Annotated in this window: 14 protein-coding genes; 8 read left to right on the top strand and 6 right to left on the bottom strand. The window is 40.3% G+C overall.

Going from position 1 to position 20,012, the window contains the following annotated elements; genetic code table 11:
* The first annotated feature begins 6 nt into the window (after nucleotides 1–6).
* The gene (locus SIO70_RS28700) at nucleotides 7–5,115 is read left to right on the top strand and encodes a gliding motility-associated C-terminal domain-containing protein (protein ID WP_320576691.1); all 5,109 of its coding nucleotides are present in this window, start codon (nucleotides 7–9) and stop codon (nucleotides 5,113–5,115) included.
* A 67-nt stretch (nucleotides 5,116–5,182) separates the two neighbouring features.
* Nucleotides 5,183–6,049, top strand: a complete 867-nt coding sequence (locus SIO70_RS28695) for a PorP/SprF family type IX secretion system membrane protein (protein WP_320576689.1) — start codon at nucleotides 5,183–5,185, stop codon at nucleotides 6,047–6,049.
* A 505-nt stretch (nucleotides 6,050–6,554) separates the two neighbouring features.
* Here the strand turns inward: SIO70_RS28695 and SIO70_RS28690 are convergent.
* Nucleotides 6,555–8,948: an FtsX-like permease family protein gene (locus SIO70_RS28690; protein WP_320576687.1), complete on the bottom strand. Its 2,394-nt coding sequence runs from the start codon at nucleotides 8,946–8,948 to the stop codon at nucleotides 6,555–6,557.
* Between the two features lie 314 nt (nucleotides 8,949–9,262).
* Here SIO70_RS28690 and SIO70_RS28685 point away from each other — a divergent pair, with 314 nt between their 5' ends.
* The 4 genes from SIO70_RS28685 to SIO70_RS28670 all read left to right on the top strand — a co-directional run bounded on the left by SIO70_RS28685 (nucleotide 9,263) and on the right by SIO70_RS28670 (nucleotide 11,929).
* Nucleotides 9,263–9,532, top strand: a complete 270-nt coding sequence (locus SIO70_RS28685; RefSeq protein WP_320576685.1) for a hypothetical protein — start codon at nucleotides 9,263–9,265, stop codon at nucleotides 9,530–9,532.
* A gap of 110 nt (nucleotides 9,533–9,642) precedes the next feature.
* Nucleotides 9,643–9,864: a hypothetical protein gene (locus SIO70_RS28680; RefSeq protein ID WP_320576684.1), complete on the top strand. Its 222-nt coding sequence runs from the start codon at nucleotides 9,643–9,645 to the stop codon at nucleotides 9,862–9,864.
* A 381-nt stretch (nucleotides 9,865–10,245) separates the two neighbouring features.
* A complete protein-coding gene (locus SIO70_RS28675; RefSeq protein WP_320576683.1) occupies nucleotides 10,246–10,941 on the top strand; it encodes a hypothetical protein in 696 nt (231 codons plus the stop codon).
* Nucleotides 10,942–10,945: 4 nt separating this feature from the next.
* A complete protein-coding gene (locus SIO70_RS28670; protein WP_320576681.1) occupies nucleotides 10,946–11,929 on the top strand; it encodes a hypothetical protein in 984 nt (327 codons plus the stop codon).
* A 1,177-nt stretch (nucleotides 11,930–13,106) separates the two neighbouring features.
* Here the strand turns inward: SIO70_RS28670 and SIO70_RS28665 are convergent.
* The 5 genes from SIO70_RS28665 to SIO70_RS28645 all read right to left on the bottom strand — a co-directional run bounded on the left by SIO70_RS28665 (nucleotide 13,107) and on the right by SIO70_RS28645 (nucleotide 17,568).
* Complete coding sequence (locus tag SIO70_RS28665; RefSeq protein ID WP_320576679.1) at nucleotides 13,107–15,557, bottom strand: TonB-dependent receptor; 2,451 nt, start codon at nucleotides 15,555–15,557, stop codon at nucleotides 13,107–13,109.
* A 28-nt stretch (nucleotides 15,558–15,585) separates the two neighbouring features.
* Complete coding sequence (locus SIO70_RS28660) at nucleotides 15,586–15,975, bottom strand: hypothetical protein (protein ID WP_320576677.1); 390 nt, start codon at nucleotides 15,973–15,975, stop codon at nucleotides 15,586–15,588.
* Nucleotides 15,976–16,021: 46 nt separating this feature from the next.
* On the bottom strand, nucleotides 16,022–16,444 hold the full coding sequence (locus SIO70_RS28655) for a hypothetical protein (RefSeq protein WP_320576674.1): 423 nt from the start codon (nucleotides 16,442–16,444) through the stop codon (nucleotides 16,022–16,024).
* Between the two features lie 63 nt (nucleotides 16,445–16,507).
* Nucleotides 16,508–16,957 (bottom strand): hypothetical protein, encoded by a 450-nt coding sequence (locus tag SIO70_RS28650; RefSeq protein WP_320576672.1) that lies wholly within the window; start codon nucleotides 16,955–16,957, stop codon nucleotides 16,508–16,510.
* On the bottom strand, nucleotides 16,954–17,568 hold the full coding sequence (locus SIO70_RS28645; protein ID WP_320576671.1) for an RNA polymerase sigma factor: 615 nt from the start codon (nucleotides 17,566–17,568) through the stop codon (nucleotides 16,954–16,956). The genes SIO70_RS28650 and SIO70_RS28645 overlap by 4 nt, the downstream gene beginning before the upstream one ends.
* 424 nt (nucleotides 17,569–17,992) lie before the next feature.
* On the opposite strand from SIO70_RS28645, the gene SIO70_RS28640 reads away from it, so the two are divergent.
* Both SIO70_RS28640 and SIO70_RS28635 read left to right on the top strand, forming a co-directional pair.
* The gene (locus SIO70_RS28640) at nucleotides 17,993–18,688 is read left to right on the top strand and encodes a response regulator transcription factor (RefSeq protein WP_320576668.1); all 696 of its coding nucleotides are present in this window, start codon (nucleotides 17,993–17,995) and stop codon (nucleotides 18,686–18,688) included.
* Nucleotides 18,689–18,962: 274 nt separating this feature from the next.
* Entirely contained in the window at nucleotides 18,963–19,991 is a 1,029-nt protein-coding gene (locus tag SIO70_RS28635) for a pyridoxal-phosphate dependent enzyme (protein WP_320576665.1), read from the top strand.
* The last annotated feature ends 21 nt before the right edge of the window (nucleotides 19,992–20,012 follow it).

Below are 20,012 nucleotides of genomic sequence, written 5' to 3'. Positions count from 1 at the left end.
GTTTATATGAAGCATACATTTACACAATGTATCAGGGTATTACTCCTGATCATTGTTGCTGTAACCGTCTGGCAGTCGGGCAAGGCACAGTATATCCTTTCCACGCTGGAAACAGGCGGTTCTTACACAGCTGTTGCCAAAGATGCCAGTAATAATATTTATACCACCAGGCTGAATAGCGCTACAAATTTATATGATGTAGTAAAATTTACAAGCGGCACTGGCACTGGTACTGTTATCTATTCAGGTCTGAGTCATGGTACAGCTATCAAGGGTGATTACCCCAGCGGTATAGCTGTTAACTCCGTCGGCGATGTGTTTGTGCTTAATTCTTTAGAGACAGGCAACGGTCAGGTTATTAAACTGACCGCGGGCTCGTATACACCAACGGTGGTACAATCCGGAAGATATTTTTCTGCTATTGCAGTAGATAGATCAAACAACCTGCTGACCATAGAGTATAACAGCTCTTCGGCCAAATTTGATGTTGTGAGTTATATTGCCTTCGCAGAATCATATATTGGAACAGTGATCTACGATGGTATTGCAGTACCTTCAGCTGGTACCTCTTATCCCTGGGGTCTGACAACAGACACACAGGGAAATATTTATTTTACAGATTTCATAGAAAGTGCGGCAAATTCGGGTGGTGCTATCATGAAACTGACCTATCCTTCCTATGCTTTATCTACGAAGGCTACAGGCAGAAACTTTTCTGCGTTGGCGACAGATGCAACAAATAATTTATATACAATTGAAGCAGTGAGAACAGGCGTTGCTGCTGTAGTAAAATATAATGATGCTGCAGGAACTGTTGTTCTCCTGGATTCATCTTTGACAATATCTGCGGTTACTTATCCTATAGGACTGACTGTTAATAGTAATGGTGTGGTGTATGCAGCAGATGGTTTTACGAGTGGAAATGGGCGGTTGATCAGATTGAGTCTGCCTACAGTATTAAGTGTTGCTAAAAATGGGGCTTCACCAACTAATGCAACCACAGTTACCTATACGGTGACATTTAGCGCGGATGTATCGACACCGGGAACAAATGCTTTTACCCTGACAACTACGGCTATAACAGGGGCTGCTATAGGAGCAGTGACGAAGCTAAGCAATACAACATATCTTGTAGCTGTAAATACAGGTACCGGTGATGGTACGATCCGGTTGGATGTAAATGGTGCAGGTATTACTCCTGGTATATCGAATGTACCGTTCACCAGCGGAGATATTTATACGATCGATAGGACAGCGCCGGTTATTTCACTGGGTATTAATGGGGGTGCAGCTGTTACAAATTCTTTGAATGTAACATTGTCAGAAACAGGCACAGATGCAAATGCTGGCCTGCAAATGCGGTTCTCGGCAGATAGTAGTAATTGGAGTGCTTACGAGACATTTGCAGCGACAAAATCATATAGGCTGGCAACAGGTGATGGTAATCAGAAAGTGTACATGCAGGTGAAAGATGCTGCCGGTAATGTAAGTGGTACAAATGCTGCTATTAAACTGGATCAGACAGCACCGGTGGTTACTATTGTAACAGGGCCTCCGAACCCTACAAATAGTAATTCCGGGACATTTACATTTACAGCGGATGAAGATGTAACTGGATTTTCTGCAAGCATAGATGGAAGTCCTTTCCTGCCGGCTACCTCTCCTTATACAATAGCTGGATTGAGTGATGGGCCACATTCAGTATTTGTGAGAGCAACAGATCTGGCTGGTAATGTAGGGCGGATTACTATTTATTCATGGACGATAGACCAGACAGCACCGGGCATTCAGTCTGTACAATTCTCTGCAGATGCTACTTATCATATCGGACAGGTAATCACGCTGGCATTGAATATGAGTGAAGTGGTGAATACTGACAATGCAGGTGATGTACCTTATGTGGAACTGACCATTGGTAGTACTACAGTGAAGGCTTTTTATGCATCAGGTGCAGGAACTAACACATGGACATTTAATTATACCGTAAAGGAAGGAGATCTGGATAATGACGGAATAAAAGCGATGTCTCCGCTGCGGGTGAATGGGAATTCGCTGACTGATGCTGCGGGGAATGTATTGAATATTTCTTTTAGCAGTTCTGTAGCAGCTGGAGTAAAGGTAAATGGTATTCGTCCTACAGTGACACTGACCACTACGGCGCCTGCTTTGGTGAATGGCGCATTTACCGTGACAGCCACTTTTATTGAAGCAGTAACAGGGTTGACAGCTACTGATTTTACAGTAGTGAATGGTATAGCAAGTGCGTTGTCCACAACTGATAATATTACTTACACCTTTACGATCACCCCGTCTGCCGATGGCAATGTAACAGTTAATTTGCCAGTAGATGCAGCGGTGAATTTAGGCGGTAATGGCAATAAAGTTTCCAATTCGCTTACCTTGTTGGCTGATATTACGGCCCCTATTGTTAACAATGTCATTACGCCAGCTGATGGATATTATAAATCCGGTAGCATTTTAAACTTCACAGCGACATTTAGTGAAGTGGTGAATGTGACAGGTACGCCGCATATTGCTATTACAATGGGTAGCAGTACGGTATATGCTAATTATATTAGTGGTACAGGTACTGATGAGTTGACATTCTCTTATACAATTGTAGATGGCGATCAGGATCTGGATGGTATTGGAGTAGGTGCATTAAGTGGTGGTAGTATAAAAGATGCGGCTGGTAATGATGCGGTACTTACATTGAATACACCTTCTACTGCCGATGTACTTGTGAATACGATAGCGTCTGTTATTACGCAGGTAACTGCGCCAGCTGATGGATATTATACTACAGGTCGCTTATTGCTCTACCAGGTAAGATTTAGTGACGCTGTGAATGTAAGGGGTACTCCACATATTGCTTTTACTATCGGTAACAGTACAGTATATGCTGATTATCTTATTGGTACAGGTACTACCATATTGTCCTTCACTTATTTGGTGAAAGATGGCGATCAGGATCTGGATGGTATTGCAACAGGGGTATTAAGTGGTGGTAGTATTAAAGATGGTTTTGATAATGATGCGGTACTGACTTTCACAGCGCCTTCTACGACTGGTGTGTTAATAAATACGATCCCACCAGTTATTACACAGGTGAGTGTGCCGGCGAATGGTTATTATCATGCAGGTCAGACACTTGATTTTGCTGTTCAGTTTAACTTCGTGGTGGATGTAACAGGTACGCCGGTATTGCCGGTTACAATCGGCAGTACAACTGTAAATGCTGCTTACACTGGCGGTACAGGTACTAACACATTGTCATTCAGCTATACTGTTCAGGATGGGGAAAATGATCTGGATGGTATTTCATTATCTGCTATCACAGGCAGCATCCAGGATGTGTTTACTAACAATGCGGACCTTACGCTCTATAATGCAGGTAGTACAACAGGTATATATGTTTATACCGTGCATCCAACAGTGACATTATCTACCACTGTTACAAAAGTCAATGCGCCTTATACCGCTACCGCTACATTCAGCGAAGCGGTAACAGATCTCATAATCACTGACTTTAACGTTATAAATGGTACTGCCAGCAACCTGCAAACAAGCGATAACATCACTTATACTGTAACTATCACTCCATCTGCAGATGGTAATGTAACAGTGACCCTGCCAGCAGATGTAGCCATCAACAAAGGCTCAAATGGTAATACTGCTTCTAATACAATCTCTGTATTATCAGATATTACTGCTCCTGTCATCACCACCGGTCAGACATTCAGTATAGACGAATACAGTGCCGCAGGCTCCATCGTAGGTGCGATCAACGCTGTTGAAGCTACAGGTGTGCTGCAAAACTGGACCATAACTAATGATCTTTCCGGTGCCTTTGCCATCAATGCTGCTACCGGAGTGCTCTCTGTAAAAGATGAAGCTGCATTGAATGCCAACAACAATACAACTGTCACCCTGACCCTGGCAGTGAGTGATGGTATGAATGTGAGCAATGCTGCCACAGTAGATGTAAATGTGGTATACGTACCATTACCGCCTACAGACATCCAGCTTGATAACCAGATCATTGTTGAAAACACACCTGTGGGAACACTCGTAGGTCATCTCTCTGGTGTAACAGCGGAACCAGATCCTGTATATACTTATACCTTAGTTGCAGGCGGCGCTGACAATGCATTCTTCTCGATTTCAGGAAACCAGCTGTTGACCAACGCCATACTGGATTATGCTGTGAGGAACACTTACAATGTCAGCATACGTGCTACACTGGCAAATGGTTTATATACTGAAAGATCCTTTACCATTCAGGTAGGTCAGGTAAACCAGGCACCCACACTGGACGCTATTGCAGATCAGGAAGTATGTGATATCACGATAGCACAGGCTGTTCAGACAACCGGCGCTTCTGCTGTAGAAGACGGGCAAACGCTGAGCTACACCGTAAGCGCTGACCAACCATTCTTTACTTCTCTGGCCATAAATGCCACTGGTCTGATTACATACCACCTGCAACCAAACATCAGCGGTACAGTCAATGTAACCGTTACAGTGAAGGATAATGGTGGTACTGCCTACGGTGGTGTAGATACGCTGGTCAGCACATTTGCCATCAAGGTAAATGCATTACCAACAGTCATCATCACAGCCGATCAGGATACCGTGATCTCCAGGGGAACAGCCATGAATCTTACTGCTACTGGCGGGGTCAGTTATGAGTGGTCAAATGCCGGCGGTGTTGTAGACGGTCAGCAAACAGCAACTCTGCAAATCAAGCCTGTAGAGAACACTGTATACACAGTGACCGTAACTGATAATAATGGTTGTATCAATGAAGGAGCGGTGACGATCACAGTAGTGAATGAATTTAAAATAGATGCGATCAACCTGCTGACACCAAATGGCGATGGCAAGAATGATAAATGGATCATTAATGACCTAAGCCGTTATCCAAACAATGACCTGATTATCTATGACCGTACCGGTCGTGTTGTATATCATCAAAAGAATTACAGCAATGAGTGGGATGGTACTTACAATGGTAGTCCCCTGGCAGAAGGCACTTATTATTATATCCTGAAAGCAGACGGTTATAACACACCTGCTAAAGGCTTTATTACAATCATCAGGGACCAGCATTGATCCCATTAACAATTAGGTGATGAGCTTACAAAAGTATATATGCTTATTCTTACTTGGAGGTCTATGCATGGCCAATGAAAGTAAGGCACAATCCTTAGGGAATTCTCAATCATTGCTGGAACCCTCCGGCACACAATATTTCCAGAACCAGTACCTGGCCAACCCGGCCATGGCTGGTCTGGAACAAGGCATGCGTCTCAATGCTGCCTATCGCCGTCAGTTGGGCGGTATGCCCGGTGCCCCGGTCACAGCCTTTGCCTCCGGCGATTGGCAGGTGAATAGCAGGGTAGGGGTAGGTGCACAGGTGATGAGCGATAAAGCTGGATTGATAGATCGTACCCGTGTTGCGATGACGTATGCCTATCGTATCCCATTAGGGTTAGAGGAGCAACAGTTTCATTTTGGTTTATCTGCTGTGTGGAATGTACAACGCCTGGATGTAAAGGCAGTGAATGGGGATTCCAACGACCCTTCTATTAGTGGATTTAATCGCAGGGATAACTATTTTGAAGCGGAGTTTGGAATGGGTTATACGGATAAGCATCTCAATGTACAGGCGGCATTACCGAATGTACGTAACCTGTTTACAGGGAATAACCTGGGTGTAGACGGTGGTGGTCTTTTTTTTACGGCGGTGTCTTATAGGTTCCTGCCAGGGAGTGATGAGGTCACATCTATTGAACCCAAACTGGTGTATAGAGGTGTAAAGGGATATGATAATATCCTGGATGCGGGTTTGAATGTCAGTTTCCTGAATAATGTGGCGAATATAATGGCGATGTATCATTCATCCAAAAGTGTGACAGCGGGAATTGGTGTAAAAGCGTGGCAAATGGTGTCGGAACAGGCGATGTATACAACGCATACAGGAGGGATAAAAACGTATGTAGATGGGGCTTTTGAAATAGGCGCAACGATACAGCTATTTAAGTAATGGAGAAACCGGTCCTGAGAGGGACCGGTTTTTTTTGCTTTAATTTCTTCCTGGAAACAGCTTTCCTCATTTAGATATAACTTGTATCAACATAATATAGTAAGACCATGTTTAAAAATTAGTCGGCAGGAAATTTGAAAAAAAAACGAATCGATCAATTAGTTTGGATTTACCACAAAACAAACTATGAGACGGAAGTACACATTATTGACCGGTTCGCAATGGCAAAGTATAGATAAATTAATAACAGACAAAAGAAAGCGTAAATATTGCCTTCGAAACATATTTAATGCTATTCTATAGATTTGCAGAACGGTTTGTCAATGGCACAATCGTAACCATCATCTGGCTGAAATGAAACGCGTCAATTCTTCACTGAATTAACGCGTTTTAAATTTTAAATTTACTGTTACAAGAAAAAAATGTTTCTTAAATAAAGATTGTCGACGATGAAGCAGTGTCGTCAATTATTTAGATGCTTAAAGTGTCTTGCCTTTTTGAATGCCTACTCCGTCCTCAAGCTTTTTACTGGGTTGGCCATTGCTGCTTTAATGGATTGAAAGCTTATGGTAATTAACGTTATCGCCAACGCTCCAATTCCTGATAGCACAAAAATCTGCCAGGGAATATTTGTTCTATAGTTATAATTCTGCAGCCAGTTATGCATCAAATAATAGGCAACCGGTACAGCGATCAGTATGGCTATAATTACAAGTACTATAAATTCTTTTGACAATAACCCCCATACATTAATTACAGATGCGCCCAGCACTTTACGTATGCCTATTTCTTTTGTTCGCTGTTCGGCCATAAAAGATGCCATGCCGAATAATCCAAGTGCGCTAATTAAAACTGCCAAAGCCGAGAATAAGCCTGCCAGTTTTCCTACTCGTTCTTCATTGAAAAATTTTTGTGCAAAATCATCGCTCACAAAGCTGTATTCAAACGGCGCAGTGGTAATATATTTCTTGAAAATATCGCCTGTTTGTTCAATAGATGTATGTACACTTTTATTTGCCTTGAGTTTAATAAAAATAAAGTTGGCTTTGCCGCTTTTATCAAAAAAATAGAACGTTTGCTGCACAGGTTCATAAGCAGATTCTGTAACAATATTTTTTACAACACCTACAATTTGATAGGTAGTCTGCTTACTATCATTTCTGCTGATAAGAGCACCTACGGGATTTTTTAAACCCATGTATTTTACGGCAGATTCGTTAATAATAAGCCCGGAAGAATCAGAGGGAAATTCGGATGAAAAATCTCTTCCCTGTACAATTTGCCAGTTGATGGTTTTGCCAAAATCAGGTGATACGTAATACTTTACAAAATCCTGGTTTAAGTCAGGGCTTTTTCCCTGCCAGGTATATCCTCCCGTAGTAAACCACGAACGTGTAAGGGGGCTTGATGAAGTTGCTACACTTTCTGCAATGCCTTTACTTATCAATTCAGTTTTAATAGCATTATAGTTTTCCCCAAAATCTTCAGTGCTCATTGGGATGTTAATCAAAGCATTTCTGCTATAACCAACTGGTCTGTTTTGTGCAAATTTTATTTGCTTGTACACTACAGCAGTTCCAATGATTAGAATTAGTGAAATAGCAAACTGCATTACAATTAATGCTTTCCTTGGGATTGCTGCATTACGTGTTGCGTGAAAGTTTCCTTTCAAAATTTTTATGGGATTAAAAGACGACAGGTATAACGCAGGATAGCTGCCTGAAATAATGCCTGTAATAAAAATGAATAAAATACCTGCAAACCAAAAGTAAGCGTTTGTCCAGGGAATATTCATTTGCTTATTTGCAAGTTTGTTAAACCAGGGTAGCGCAATGACGGCAAACAATAAAGCAAATCCAAATGCAATTGTAACTACTAATATTGATTCCAGATAAAATTGCGCTATCAACATTTTTCGTGCGGAGCCAACGGCTTTACGAATGCCTACTTCCTTAGCGCGTTTTTCACTTCTTGCTGTTGCGAGGTTCATAAAGTTGATACAGGCTAACAGCAGCACAAATAAACCTATAATTCCAAACATCCATACATATACAATCTGGCCGCCTGATGCAACGCCATTTTCCCAATTGTTATGCAAATGCCAGTTACGCATAGGTGTAAGGAAGATTTTGGAATGATTTTTCTTATCCTCTTCATCAGTTTTATTGTATTTTATATTAGCGATTTTCTTATTAACGTTATTGATATTTACGTTATCCGAAAGTTGAATAAACGTTTGGAAAGAGTTATCTCCCCAGTCGTTCTGAATATTTTTCACCCATGTTTTAGCGGCATACAAATTCCATGAGGCAATAAAGTTCAATTTCATAAACTCTGTATTTGGGGGGATATCTTCAAACACACCAGCTACTTTTACATCCATTTCGTTGTCAATTTTCAACTGGCGGTTCATCGGATCTTCATTACCAAATAGCGCTTTAGCTGCTGAGGCAGAAACCAGGATGTTATTTGGCTGGATCAGACTTCCATACTTGCCATACAGCATTTTTAACGAGAGCATGTCATCAGCGCCATTGTCCATAAAAATGCCTGATTCTGTCAGGCTTTTTAAACCATAATTCAGAATATGGTTGCTCTGCCAGGAACTCATGATTACATGCTTAAAGTCGCTGCTATAATCTGTTTGCAAGGCTTTACCTAATGGGAAAGGAATAGCATCCTGAGTATATACTTTTCCTTCAAAGGTTTGGTTTTGCTTAATCCTGGCAATGCTGTTATAATTTTTGAAATAAGTATTGTACGATGTTTCGTCATATACCCAAAAAGCAATTAGCATAACAACTGTAATACCTGCTGCAAGCCCGATTATATTTATAAGTGAGTGGACTTTGTTTCTTGTAAGGCTGCGCCATGCGGTTTTGAGATAATTTTTGATCATACTTCAATCTATGTGGTGTAAATATAACCCACTAAGGGAATGCCATTAAATTTATATTTGATTGCCAAGGAGTTAAATGATATTCTGTTTTATTGGGTGTTCGATTTTGGTACAACTGTGTGCGGTTTTACTACAATAAATCAAATTGTGTATCCTGAGCCTGTTGAAAATACAGTATAGTTATCCATGATCGACGATTATAACTAAGTTGCTAAATGAAACCCAGGAATAGTCATTGTGATACTTTTGTTACAATTCTGCAATATCTGTGGGATACCTTTTCATTTGTTTTGTGGTACTAAAATGCACCGGAAATGAATTATAGACTGCTGAAGCCGTGTCCTTTATCTGATCCTGTGTTGAAGCTGGCTACCTTTCAGAAAGATGATAAACCATCGGTTAGGTCAACTTCTATTGCTATTGAAAATGTGCTGGACGGTAAACTAATGGTTGAAACCGGCTTCTTCCTGGGAAGTGGAATACTGCCGGTAATTTTACCAGGTCAATTAGCCGTGGGACAATGGTACGTGGGAAAATCAAATACCGGATTTGCCAGTGGCTCACACTGGCAGGTATTCCTTTAACTGAATCAAAGGTATTAGCTGTTGTTCCTCACCCAAATGGGAGAACGATGATGCCTGCTATCAGCAATATTATTAAAGTAACGCTTCAATAACAATTTAAATAAATCACCATGAGATCAATCCTTAAAATTTTCATTGCAACGCTTTTGATTGGACATTTTTCCCTGGCTACTATGGCTCAGGATAAAAAGCAGGATGCTCCAAAAGCTAAGACAGAGAAGAAAATGAAGATGAAAGCACATGTATGTACCCAGGCATGTCATGATAGTGGCAAGCATATTTATGCACATGGAGAAAAAGGACATGTGTGCACCAGTGCCTGTAAGAAATGAACTGAAGAAGCAAAAGGCGGAAACTATGTTTCCGCCAATTTAAGGTTAATTGAAACCGTTAGTCCCAGAATGAAGTTGATTCGTACTAATAAGTCTTATAGAGGTGAATTCAGTGATACGGTCAAAAACTACTATAATTGGAATATTGCATAGGGAAAGGAAGCTGTCAACAATACACTTTACAATGAAATGATGCCTGCCTATCCTTCGACGATATTGCGGAACTTCGGACGGGCTGTAATTTTTTCTGACAGAGAAAGTGGTATAAAACCATACCTGGATAACCCAGTATAAATACCTGTTTTTTGAAACAGGTGTTTCACCGCTATTTACAAAGGCATAGACAACGCACCTTTACAAGGTTATTAAAACAATAATATTATGCCTAACACAACAACCGCGGTTATAGCAACCGAAGTACCTACTGTTGAGATCACCTATAAGGGTGTATCTCTTATTGATCCTGTACCCCTTGTAGTACCGGATATTGTTGAAGCGGACGGAGAAGCCTCAGAATCCTATTCAATTGAGGTATCTGGTCTTGGACAATTAACAGGTCTGTCCTATACTATTCCTGCCCACACGAGTGGTTATCTCAAGGCGCAGCTGATGATCTCTGCACTAAGCAGCCAGGATGTTAAAGATCTCAATGAATTGGCAATGGGAATGCTGAATGCTTCTTACAAAGAGGAAATTAGAGAAGAGGAAAAAACATCCGTCTCTGCAGATTTGTCAATGTTCAGTTACTTTTTTGGTGGCGGGGCTTCTGCATCTTATGAGCGTACCCGGCAAACCATGAAATCAAAGGGGCTTTCAGATGCCCAGATTACGCTGCTGATGGAAGCTTTTTTAGAACGGGCGAGCAAAATGTCTACTGTATCTCTCGATTTCTACATTAACAATTCGGCAAACGATTATGCAGTGTCTGGTGATCTCTACTTATACACTTTATCAGGAACGATAAAAACAGAGAAAGGGACGCAACAATATCGGATGCTGGCAAATCAGGCTGCAGCAGGTGGACCACCACCAACTGGCGGAGGTGCACCATCTTCAGGTAACGTAATTAAATTGTAAGCTCATGGTTAATACAGAAGAATTAGAACAGTATAGAGTGATCGAAGCTGTTCAGCAGGAACTATGGCAACAGTTACATGCGCTGCCAGATGTCGTGGGCTCTGCAATTGGGCATAAGGTCATGGCTGGTAAGGATACAAAAAAGGTATGTTTGGTACTCTTTGTCTCAAAAAAGAATGATCTTTCGGCCAGTCATCCATCTATGATATTTTTGCAGAACCTTACAAACCGGGGCATTCTTACAGATGTGGTAGAGCGTCCCCATACCTCAGTGCCTCTACCTTTAATTCATACAGATGAACTGGTAAAACTTGATCAAAGCAGAACGGATAAGTTTGACCCTATGATTGGAGGAATTTCATGCGGACCAGACGTGAATATCATTAAATTCCCTTACAGTGGTACGTTAGGTATTTCCGTGTTGCGTACCGCCTCTCAGGAATTAGGCATTTTAAGCAATCATCACGTAATGTATTATGATGCGACGACAAAAAAAGTTTGCCAGCCAGCACGTACTGACAGTATTTTCAATTATACCGGCGGAGATAAGCTGGAAGCCTATATGGGAAATGTAACACTGCAGGGCATACCTACGTACGTAGATTGTGCTGTGGCAACAGTGCTGGAAGGGCGTTCGGCGACGCGGAAAACACTGTTCGGAATTAAAACCCCGGTTACAGGAATTTTAAGCCGCAATCAGGTGGCGATAGGTGACCAGGTGGTGAAGTCAGGGCTCAGTTCAGCCATTACTACAGGAACTGTAAGGTACCTTTCTGTTTCTGGTCCTGATGGTATAGAGCCGAATCAATTTGCAATAATGGGAAATGATGGAAAGGATTTTGCAAAGTCAGGAGACAGTGGTAGTGTGGTATTGAAAGGCGATAAAGTAATGGGATTGCTGTGGGGGAAAAATGAAGATGATGGTATAACCTATGCTATGGTTTCGCCCATTGAAGCAGTATTGGAAACGCTGGGAATCGAAATATAAATCAATAGAAGAAGGTGTATTATTAAATAGATGGAACTCCTGAGAATCGCATAAAATGGCATCTGGCCCCACCAGGTATCCGAATTAAAAGAGGGTGTATTTAACTTTTGAGTTTTAAGTGCACCCTCTTCCATTTTTATGTTGCTACATCGACCTGACAATGATATTTCTTCTTATTGCTTTTGAATAAGGACAGGTAACAAGAGCCGCGTCTATATCTGATAGCTTATTTTTTACTAATATCTACCTTGTAACATATTTGACGGAGGATTCGTTATATTTAATGTAACATCGCAATTAACCTATATTAAGCAATTCCATATGAAAAAGACACTGCTCTTATTATTGCTGGCTGTCATCAGTTTGTGCCCTGCCTGCAAAAAAACAAAACAGACTGATCCCTGTGAAGGTTTATCCGCTTTACCTTCGCCTACCAAGGTAGGGCTTATCTTTCTGGATAAAGCAACCGGGGAAAATATCCTCATATCAAAAAAAAAATTGATGTCACAAAGATTAACGTTACACCAAGGTCAGGACTGTCCTTTGATACAACAACCGGATCAGAGTTGTATGGTGCACTGGCATTTATTATTGACGAATCTCAAAAAGGTGCATTCAAATACATTGTCAATATTCCCGATATAGGCACTGTTACTCTCACTTATACTAGTGAAGAAAAGCAAACAGGTAATGCATGTAATCCAACCCGTATAATTGTGACTGAGCCAGTCATCGAAGAATATTCATCTACATCGGAAATAATTGGTAACAGGGTCATTATAACAATAAAAATATAAAAAAGGCGAAAAATCACTTTAACAGTAATTTTTCGCCTAATGTGCATGGGAGGAGCTCTCTATCGAACATTTGATCCCATTATTGAATTTGATAAGAATTGTAAATGGAGAAAATGAAAGCAATGTGGAGCTGAATGCAAATAATTTTTAATTTTTCAACATTTTTTAAGCAACATCCATGTAATTAAAGGCTGTGTGAAGTACAAAGATTATTTGCTCTCCCCCAAAAGATTTTTTTAATTAATAGACGATTGCCAAATGAGTTAAACCTGTTGTATTACTTTTAGACAGCGATAGTAGTTATCTGTTGAAATAAAAACAGGGTAATCTCCAGGAATGGAAGCTACCCTTTTGTATTTCCATGATGAAAAAAATAATGATTAGTTCTTTACCCTGTTTGATTCAGTATCAGCTCCTGTGCTATTATGTTTACGTTGACCCTTTACCGCCTTTCCAAAACGAAGGCTTAACGTAAGGATAGCTGCTCTTGAATCAGAAAGCGTTTTAAAGTACGCATCTGTCAGCTGAAGGTTGGTGATTGTACCTTTGTTGATATTGGTAAACAGGATATCCGACACACTGAATTTGAGCGTTGCCTTTGGCGATAATACTTTCGCTACAGCTGCATTCAATCTGCCCCTGGCTGCCAGCTCAAATTGTACGTTTGTCATTTTGGTCTGATAATAACCATCTAGCTGAATAATCCAATTCTTCTTCAATTTAAACTGTGCCATCCCCTGCGTATATAGGTAAGTACTTTTGGTATCCAGTAAGCCTGTATAGAAATTACCTTTAGAATGAAAATAGTTTAACTGTGCATTGATTTGGAAAGTAAACCAGGGGGTAGGGTCCAGACCTGCACCCAGGTCAAGTGTATAGAGTTTTGTTTTTCCAATATTTCCAGGTCTGCTATAGTAGGTATTGTCAATGATCTCAATCGTTTCAAAAACCTGGTCTTTCGTGTTTGTATAACTTGCTGTAGCAGTCAGTTTGTTTTTGAAGATATAGCCCAGTTCTACCTTTGTCGAAAGGGATGGTTGCAGATAAGGATTTCCTGTGTAGTAGGAAAACTTATCCAAAGGAGATATAAAGGGATTGAGGTCCTGGTAATAAGGCCTGTCAATCCTGCGACCAAAGTTAAATTTAAGCTGATGATCGCTTAATGAATCCAGGCTATACATCAGGAATACCGTAGGGAAGATGTTCGTATAATTACGGGCAAAGGCCGAATCAGGTTTCTCTAAATTCCCAAGCTGATGTCCTTTAGAAGAAGTTGTTTCGAGACGTAATCCCAACTGTACACTCAACCTGTTGAAATCCTTATTCAAGTTTACATAGCCTGCATTGATATTTTCCTTATAACTAAAATTGTTTGTTTTTTCATAATCCGGTGAAGTGATGCCTCCAATAGTATTGAAATAATTAGCGATGTTGGAGGTATTGGTATAGCTGCTCTTCGCACCTGCTTCAAATTTCCAGTCACCTTTGAACGTCTGGCTATAATCTACCTTTCCAGAATAAATTTTAATATCAGTTGGCAAATTACCATCCAGTTTGTCTTCCGATTTGAATACTCCTTCCGGAGAATAGCTTTTGTTAGAGAATATCTGGTCGTTGTTGATATCGTATGTCAGGTAGTCGAAATTGGCAAGAATAGATGGACCATTCTTATAGAAATCATGTTTGATATTGAAATTGACACCATGGCTTTTGAATTTACCATCTTCATTGTTGATCGAAACGACTGAAGAATCCAGTATCATTTTGCTATCATATATTTGCCCGGTGCTTGTATTGGTATTCTTTGGATAACGTATCATATTGTCAAAGGTGATGCCCAGGGTGGTGTTCTCAGAAGCATAGAAATCTGCACCAACAGTTGCCTTTACACCATATCCTTTCCTGCGGATGTAGGAGTCCTGTGTAAAGATATCTTTCAGACTGCCATCCTCATTTTTATATTTCCTGGTGATGCTGATATCGTTATAGTTATTTCGTGTACCGTATGCAAAGTTGCCAAAGAAGTTGAATTTATTGTGGCGGTAGTTAAAGTCAAGACTATTATTCACGCTGGTGTATTTTGAAAATCTTGGGCTTAAGTTAATACCCATATTAAAACCCTGGATCTTCTTTTTTACGGTTTTAATATTGATAATACCTCCATTACCTGCTGCATCATATTTGGCAGGTGGATTGGTCATGATTTCCACCTGAGCCAGTGTGGAGGAAGGAAGTGAGCGTAAATAATTCTGCAGATCAGCACCTGAAAGATAGGAGGGTTTGTCATCAATAAAAATGGTAACCCCCTGTTGTCCTTTCAGGCTGATTGTACCGTTAGGATCTACGCGCACGCCTGGTGCTTTTTCCAGTACTTCCAGCGCGGTAGTACCGGCATTGGAAATCATGGCATCCACATTTACGACGGTTCTGTCTATTTTTTGTTCAATAAAACTCTTCTTGGCTGTTACGGCTACTTCTTTCAGCTCAATATCTGCTTTACTCATTATAAAGACCGGCAATGTAGTCTGGTTGTTGGATGAGTCGATTGTAAAAGGAGCACTTTCATATTTGAGGTGTCCTACTGCCGTTGCTACTATCGTGTAGATGCCGGGCCGGATATCTTCAAATGAAAAAGATCCGTCAGTAGCAGATACCTCAAATTTGACTGGTTGTGTATTGCCTGCTACCAATAATGATATGGTGGCTGCGTTGACAGGCTGCTGGTCAGCCTGTACGATCTTTCCAATAATCTTGCTGACAGGCAGCTGGGCTTTTGTGGACAGAGAGAGGAGCATGACACTTACAGCCATGAGGGTTATCAAGGGTTTCATTTAAGAATGTTTATGGATTATGTAATGGTTATATGGGTTTAATCACACTTTTCAAGCCCATGCAGGTATTAATGAGCTTATCCAAAGCGGCCTGACTGTTTAATTTTTTATCTGCTTTTACATAAAAGTTTCCCTGGGATGCTTTGATATCAAAGCGGGTATTGTCAGCAGTTACCACTTCTTTCTTTACTTTATGAGTGGTGCCGAAAATTACAACAGGAAAAAAACAGCTATCTATGTACTTTTCTACCAACTCAGCCTGACTGGCATTGTAGGATGCGCGAAACACATAAGCAGTAGGTGTCTCAGCGTAAGAAACTGCCGTTTTATGACTGGTCGTATTATTACTAAGGAACAAACTTATTGAAATGATAACTAATACCACGCTAACCGAAAATAGAATATATGCCGTTTTCATACATGTAAGCATTAATGTGAGGAATGTGATGGTAACCAGTCATGCTTTATTTTTCAATCTTTTTCACCCAGAAGTAATAACCTAAAAAGCCCAATGCTACACATACAGCCATTATAATTACAGAGTGAATGCCGATCGGAGGGAAAAATGTGATAATTGTTAATCCTAAAGCAATGGCAGTAAGAATGGCAAACCATTTAATTGCTGCAATCTGCTCACTTTTACGTGGAAGCATATTGGCAATAACCTCTTCTGAAACTCCTTTTTGCAGCATCTTTTTCTTTAGCTGATTATTCAGCAATATTCTGAGCAATGAAAGAATAAAGGAAGATGCTATAAAAAGGACTATGGTGGCCACTGTACTCCTGAGCAGTTCAGTGGTGAGTTCGCTGTTCGCGGGAAAAAGCGGTGATTGTGCAAATACTGATACAGGTGCAACGAGCATTATAGTAGTGATGATCTTTTTCATTTTTTTCTGTTTTATTGTTTATACCGTATATGACCGGTCAAACAAATGAATGTTGCATCTTTTTCAATAAAAATTTAACAGGCGAATTTTTTCCCTGTAAGAGGTCACCATTTCCCTGCCCAGGAAGCCCGCAATAACCAGGGCTGTCACTATAATAATATATAAGGTGTACTCGGGAATGCCCTTTGCAAGATTAGAAAGGAACCTGCTCATTATAAAGATAGGAATACAAAAAACGGCCACAGCTATTCCAATGGTAGGTATGATAGACCATTGACTGTTGGAAACAGCCTTTTGCGGCTGAGGTAGTTGGGGCATTACCAATTGCTCCACGTCAAAATCGAATGTGGGGCTTTCCATTACTTTTAGTGAAGTGAATATTGCCTGGTAACTGGCTATTGCCGTCTTACATGCAGCACATTCCCGAAGGTGCTGTGCCTGCAGTGGATCAGCCTGTTGCAATTTCATAGCCAATTGCTGTACTTCATTCTCTGAAAGATGTACCTGCTTCATATTTCTTCTTTTTTATAGGTTGTCAGCAATTGTTGTTTAAGCGACTTTCTGGCCCTGAACAGATAATTTTTTACGGTACCTTCCGGGAGCGACGTGATCTCAGCGATTTCTCCGTAACTCATTTCTTCCTGGTGGTACAATGTGATCAGCGTCTGGTAAATAGGTGGTTGAAGAATTTTGATAGCTGAGCTGAGAATAGCGGTGAGATCTTTGGCCTGTAATTCCTTTTCCACCTCATTCTGCGCGATGTTACCCTGTTTATAACTGATACGGTCATGGTGATCTTCTGCATCATCCTCTTCAATGTAAGAGGGCAAATACACCAATTTCTTTTTCTCGATATAATGCAGGCAGGTGTTATATGTTATCTGCCCTATCCAGGTGGAAAGCTTGGCGTTTAAACGGAACCCGGGAAGATTGGAATAGACTTTCAGATAGACATCCTGTACTATATCCTTCCGGTCGGCAGGGGAGGGAATCATTTTAAATACTATCTGGGCTACCAGTTTTTCAGTTTGCCGGATAATCCGTGTAAATGCCTGCTGGTCGCCATTAAGCACCTGTTCGACAAGGAATTGGTCAGTAAAATTATGTTCCGCGGAATAGCTCATTGTCGAATAAGACCGGTTAACTTAGATTTTGTTGCAGTTATTTGCAAAAAAGATACAATAAAATTTTATGAATCGCATTTTATTTATTGTTTGGATTTTCTGAGAAAAAGTAATTAATTTAGTAACAGCCTATTAAGGTAGAAATACTCATGAAAGTTTTCACAAATATTAACTATTTGGAAACCTTAATTATTTTTCGGGATCATAATTTATGTATGGAAGTTTGTTTAACTTATAAGTAACCAGTTTTTTCCTATTAACCCTGCCACCGGGACGATAAATTAATTATTATACAACTATGTCTGATATTAATATTACACTATAGGTTCGTAAATATTGATTTCCGTTGATAGAACCCAGTTAAGATAAACAATATCCTTTTTTAAATATAGACCCTCCCTCCGGTTTGAAAAAAAGTAGCCTCATGCCAGTAAAAACCATTAAGGTAGCGATTGCAGATGAAAGCTTCCTTTTCGCCAAAATATTGAAGAACTATTTGATGGAGCATTCCCGTATCCAGGTAAATATCCATGCAGTTCACTTTCCACAGCTCATCAGTAAACTGGAACATTTGTCCGCAGATATCCTTCTGACGGACATCTTACATCATAAAGATGCCATAGAAAATATGAAACTACTGAAAGAGAATTACCCGGATCTGAAAATAATTATTTTATCAATGTGTAAAGATATGGAGCTGATAAACAATCTTCTGGACATTGGTATCTATGGATTCATTTCCAAAATGGATGAGCCTGAAGGCTTGATAGAAGCCATTCTGGCCGTATCAGAAGGGAAAATGCACCGCAGTGATATTTTTACAGATACACTATATTGGAATGTTAAACAAGCTTCCAATATATATCATGAAGGGCGGGAAATTATTTTAAATACACGTGAAAGAAGAATTTTACAGCTGCTTTGGGAGGAAAAGAGTAATAAGGAAATTGCAAATGAGTTCTTCCTAAGTATAAAATCTATTGAAAAGATCAGGCAGGACCTTAAAGAAAAATTAGGTGTAAAGTCCACAGTAGGCCTGTTTAAATATGCAATAGGACAAAATATTATTTCGGCTGGTTCGTATGAAACCGGTAGGCAGGAGGTGAAAGTCCGCTGGTAGTTTTTAATGAGTATTAGTAAAAACCGCAACTATATTTCGGGTTAACCCTATGTTATTGGTATCTGATTTAAGGTAATTTGATCATCTAAACATTTACTGCTAACAACATTTTGAGAGCACTATAATGACCCAAACTCACCTTATGAAGGATAAACCCATATTTAGACAGAGGAAAATAATGAAAACAGAGGAGATCGTGTGATAGTGAAAGCGTTATGGAGACTAAGTTCCTGCTGCATATATAAAATACCCTTTCTTCTATTAAATAATTTCAATGGCTAAACAAACAGATTTGTCTTCCATGCTTACCGCAGGGAAGACAGGGATCGTACTGCCAACATCCTCCGATAAACCCAGGTATGGTGAAGTGATCAGGCATTTGGCGTCATTTATCGGTCATACCCGCTTGCATAAACTGGATTACACATACGGTCATTTATATACCAAGCTGGAAAATTTAAATTTCTTTGGCAGTATTAAAGACCGGCCCGCATTCTATATTCTCCGAAAGGCGCTGGAACAAGGCATTATTGATTCACAGACCACTGTCATCGAATCTACCTCCGGCAATTTTGGTATTGCACTCGCCAGTATATGCAAGGCACTTGATATGAAATTTATTGCCGTTGTTGATCCCAATATTACCTCGGAAAAGGAACATATCATGCGTCTGAAAGGTGCTGAAATCATTAAAGTCACAGAGAAAGATAAAACCGGCGGTTACCTGTTAAACAGGATTCAATGTGTAAAGGAATATCTGGTTACGCATGCCAATGCCTACCAACCCAACCAGTATGAAAATCCGGATAATTACATGTCTTATTATTATACACTGGGAGAAGAAATCGCCAATAGCATTCCTTCCCTGGATTATGCTTTTATTAGTGTCAGTACAGGAGGTACAATTACCGGCTTGTCTAACAAACTGAAAGAGCAGTATAAAAATATAAAGATCATAGCTGTGGATATTGAAGGATCTATGGTGTTCAGCAATATTCCTGCTGCCAGAAAAATACCCGGTATAGGCGCCAGCCTGCGGACAGGCTTCTATGATCAGGCAATAATTGATGATTTCATCATCCTGTCTCAGTCGGATATCATCAAAGGATGTTATGATCTGTTGCATCATCACCATCTTTTCCTGGGCGGTTCTGCCGGTGCAGCATTTGCCGCGGCTGACCGGTTTTTGCGACAACGGGGAAAGACAGGCGTAAATGCCATTTTCATATCGCCGGATGCCGGCAATTCATACATTGATACTATCTACAACCCGGAGTGGATTTCAGCTAATGGGCTGACCTAAAATAATCCGAATAAAATAAAT

Origin of the sequence: Chitinophaga sancti (genome assembly GCF_034087045.1) — a bacterium.
GTDB classification, from domain to species: domain Bacteria; phylum Bacteroidota; class Bacteroidia; order Chitinophagales; family Chitinophagaceae; genus Chitinophaga; species Chitinophaga sancti_B.
This window is presented reverse-complemented; position numbering and strand designations above follow the sequence as displayed.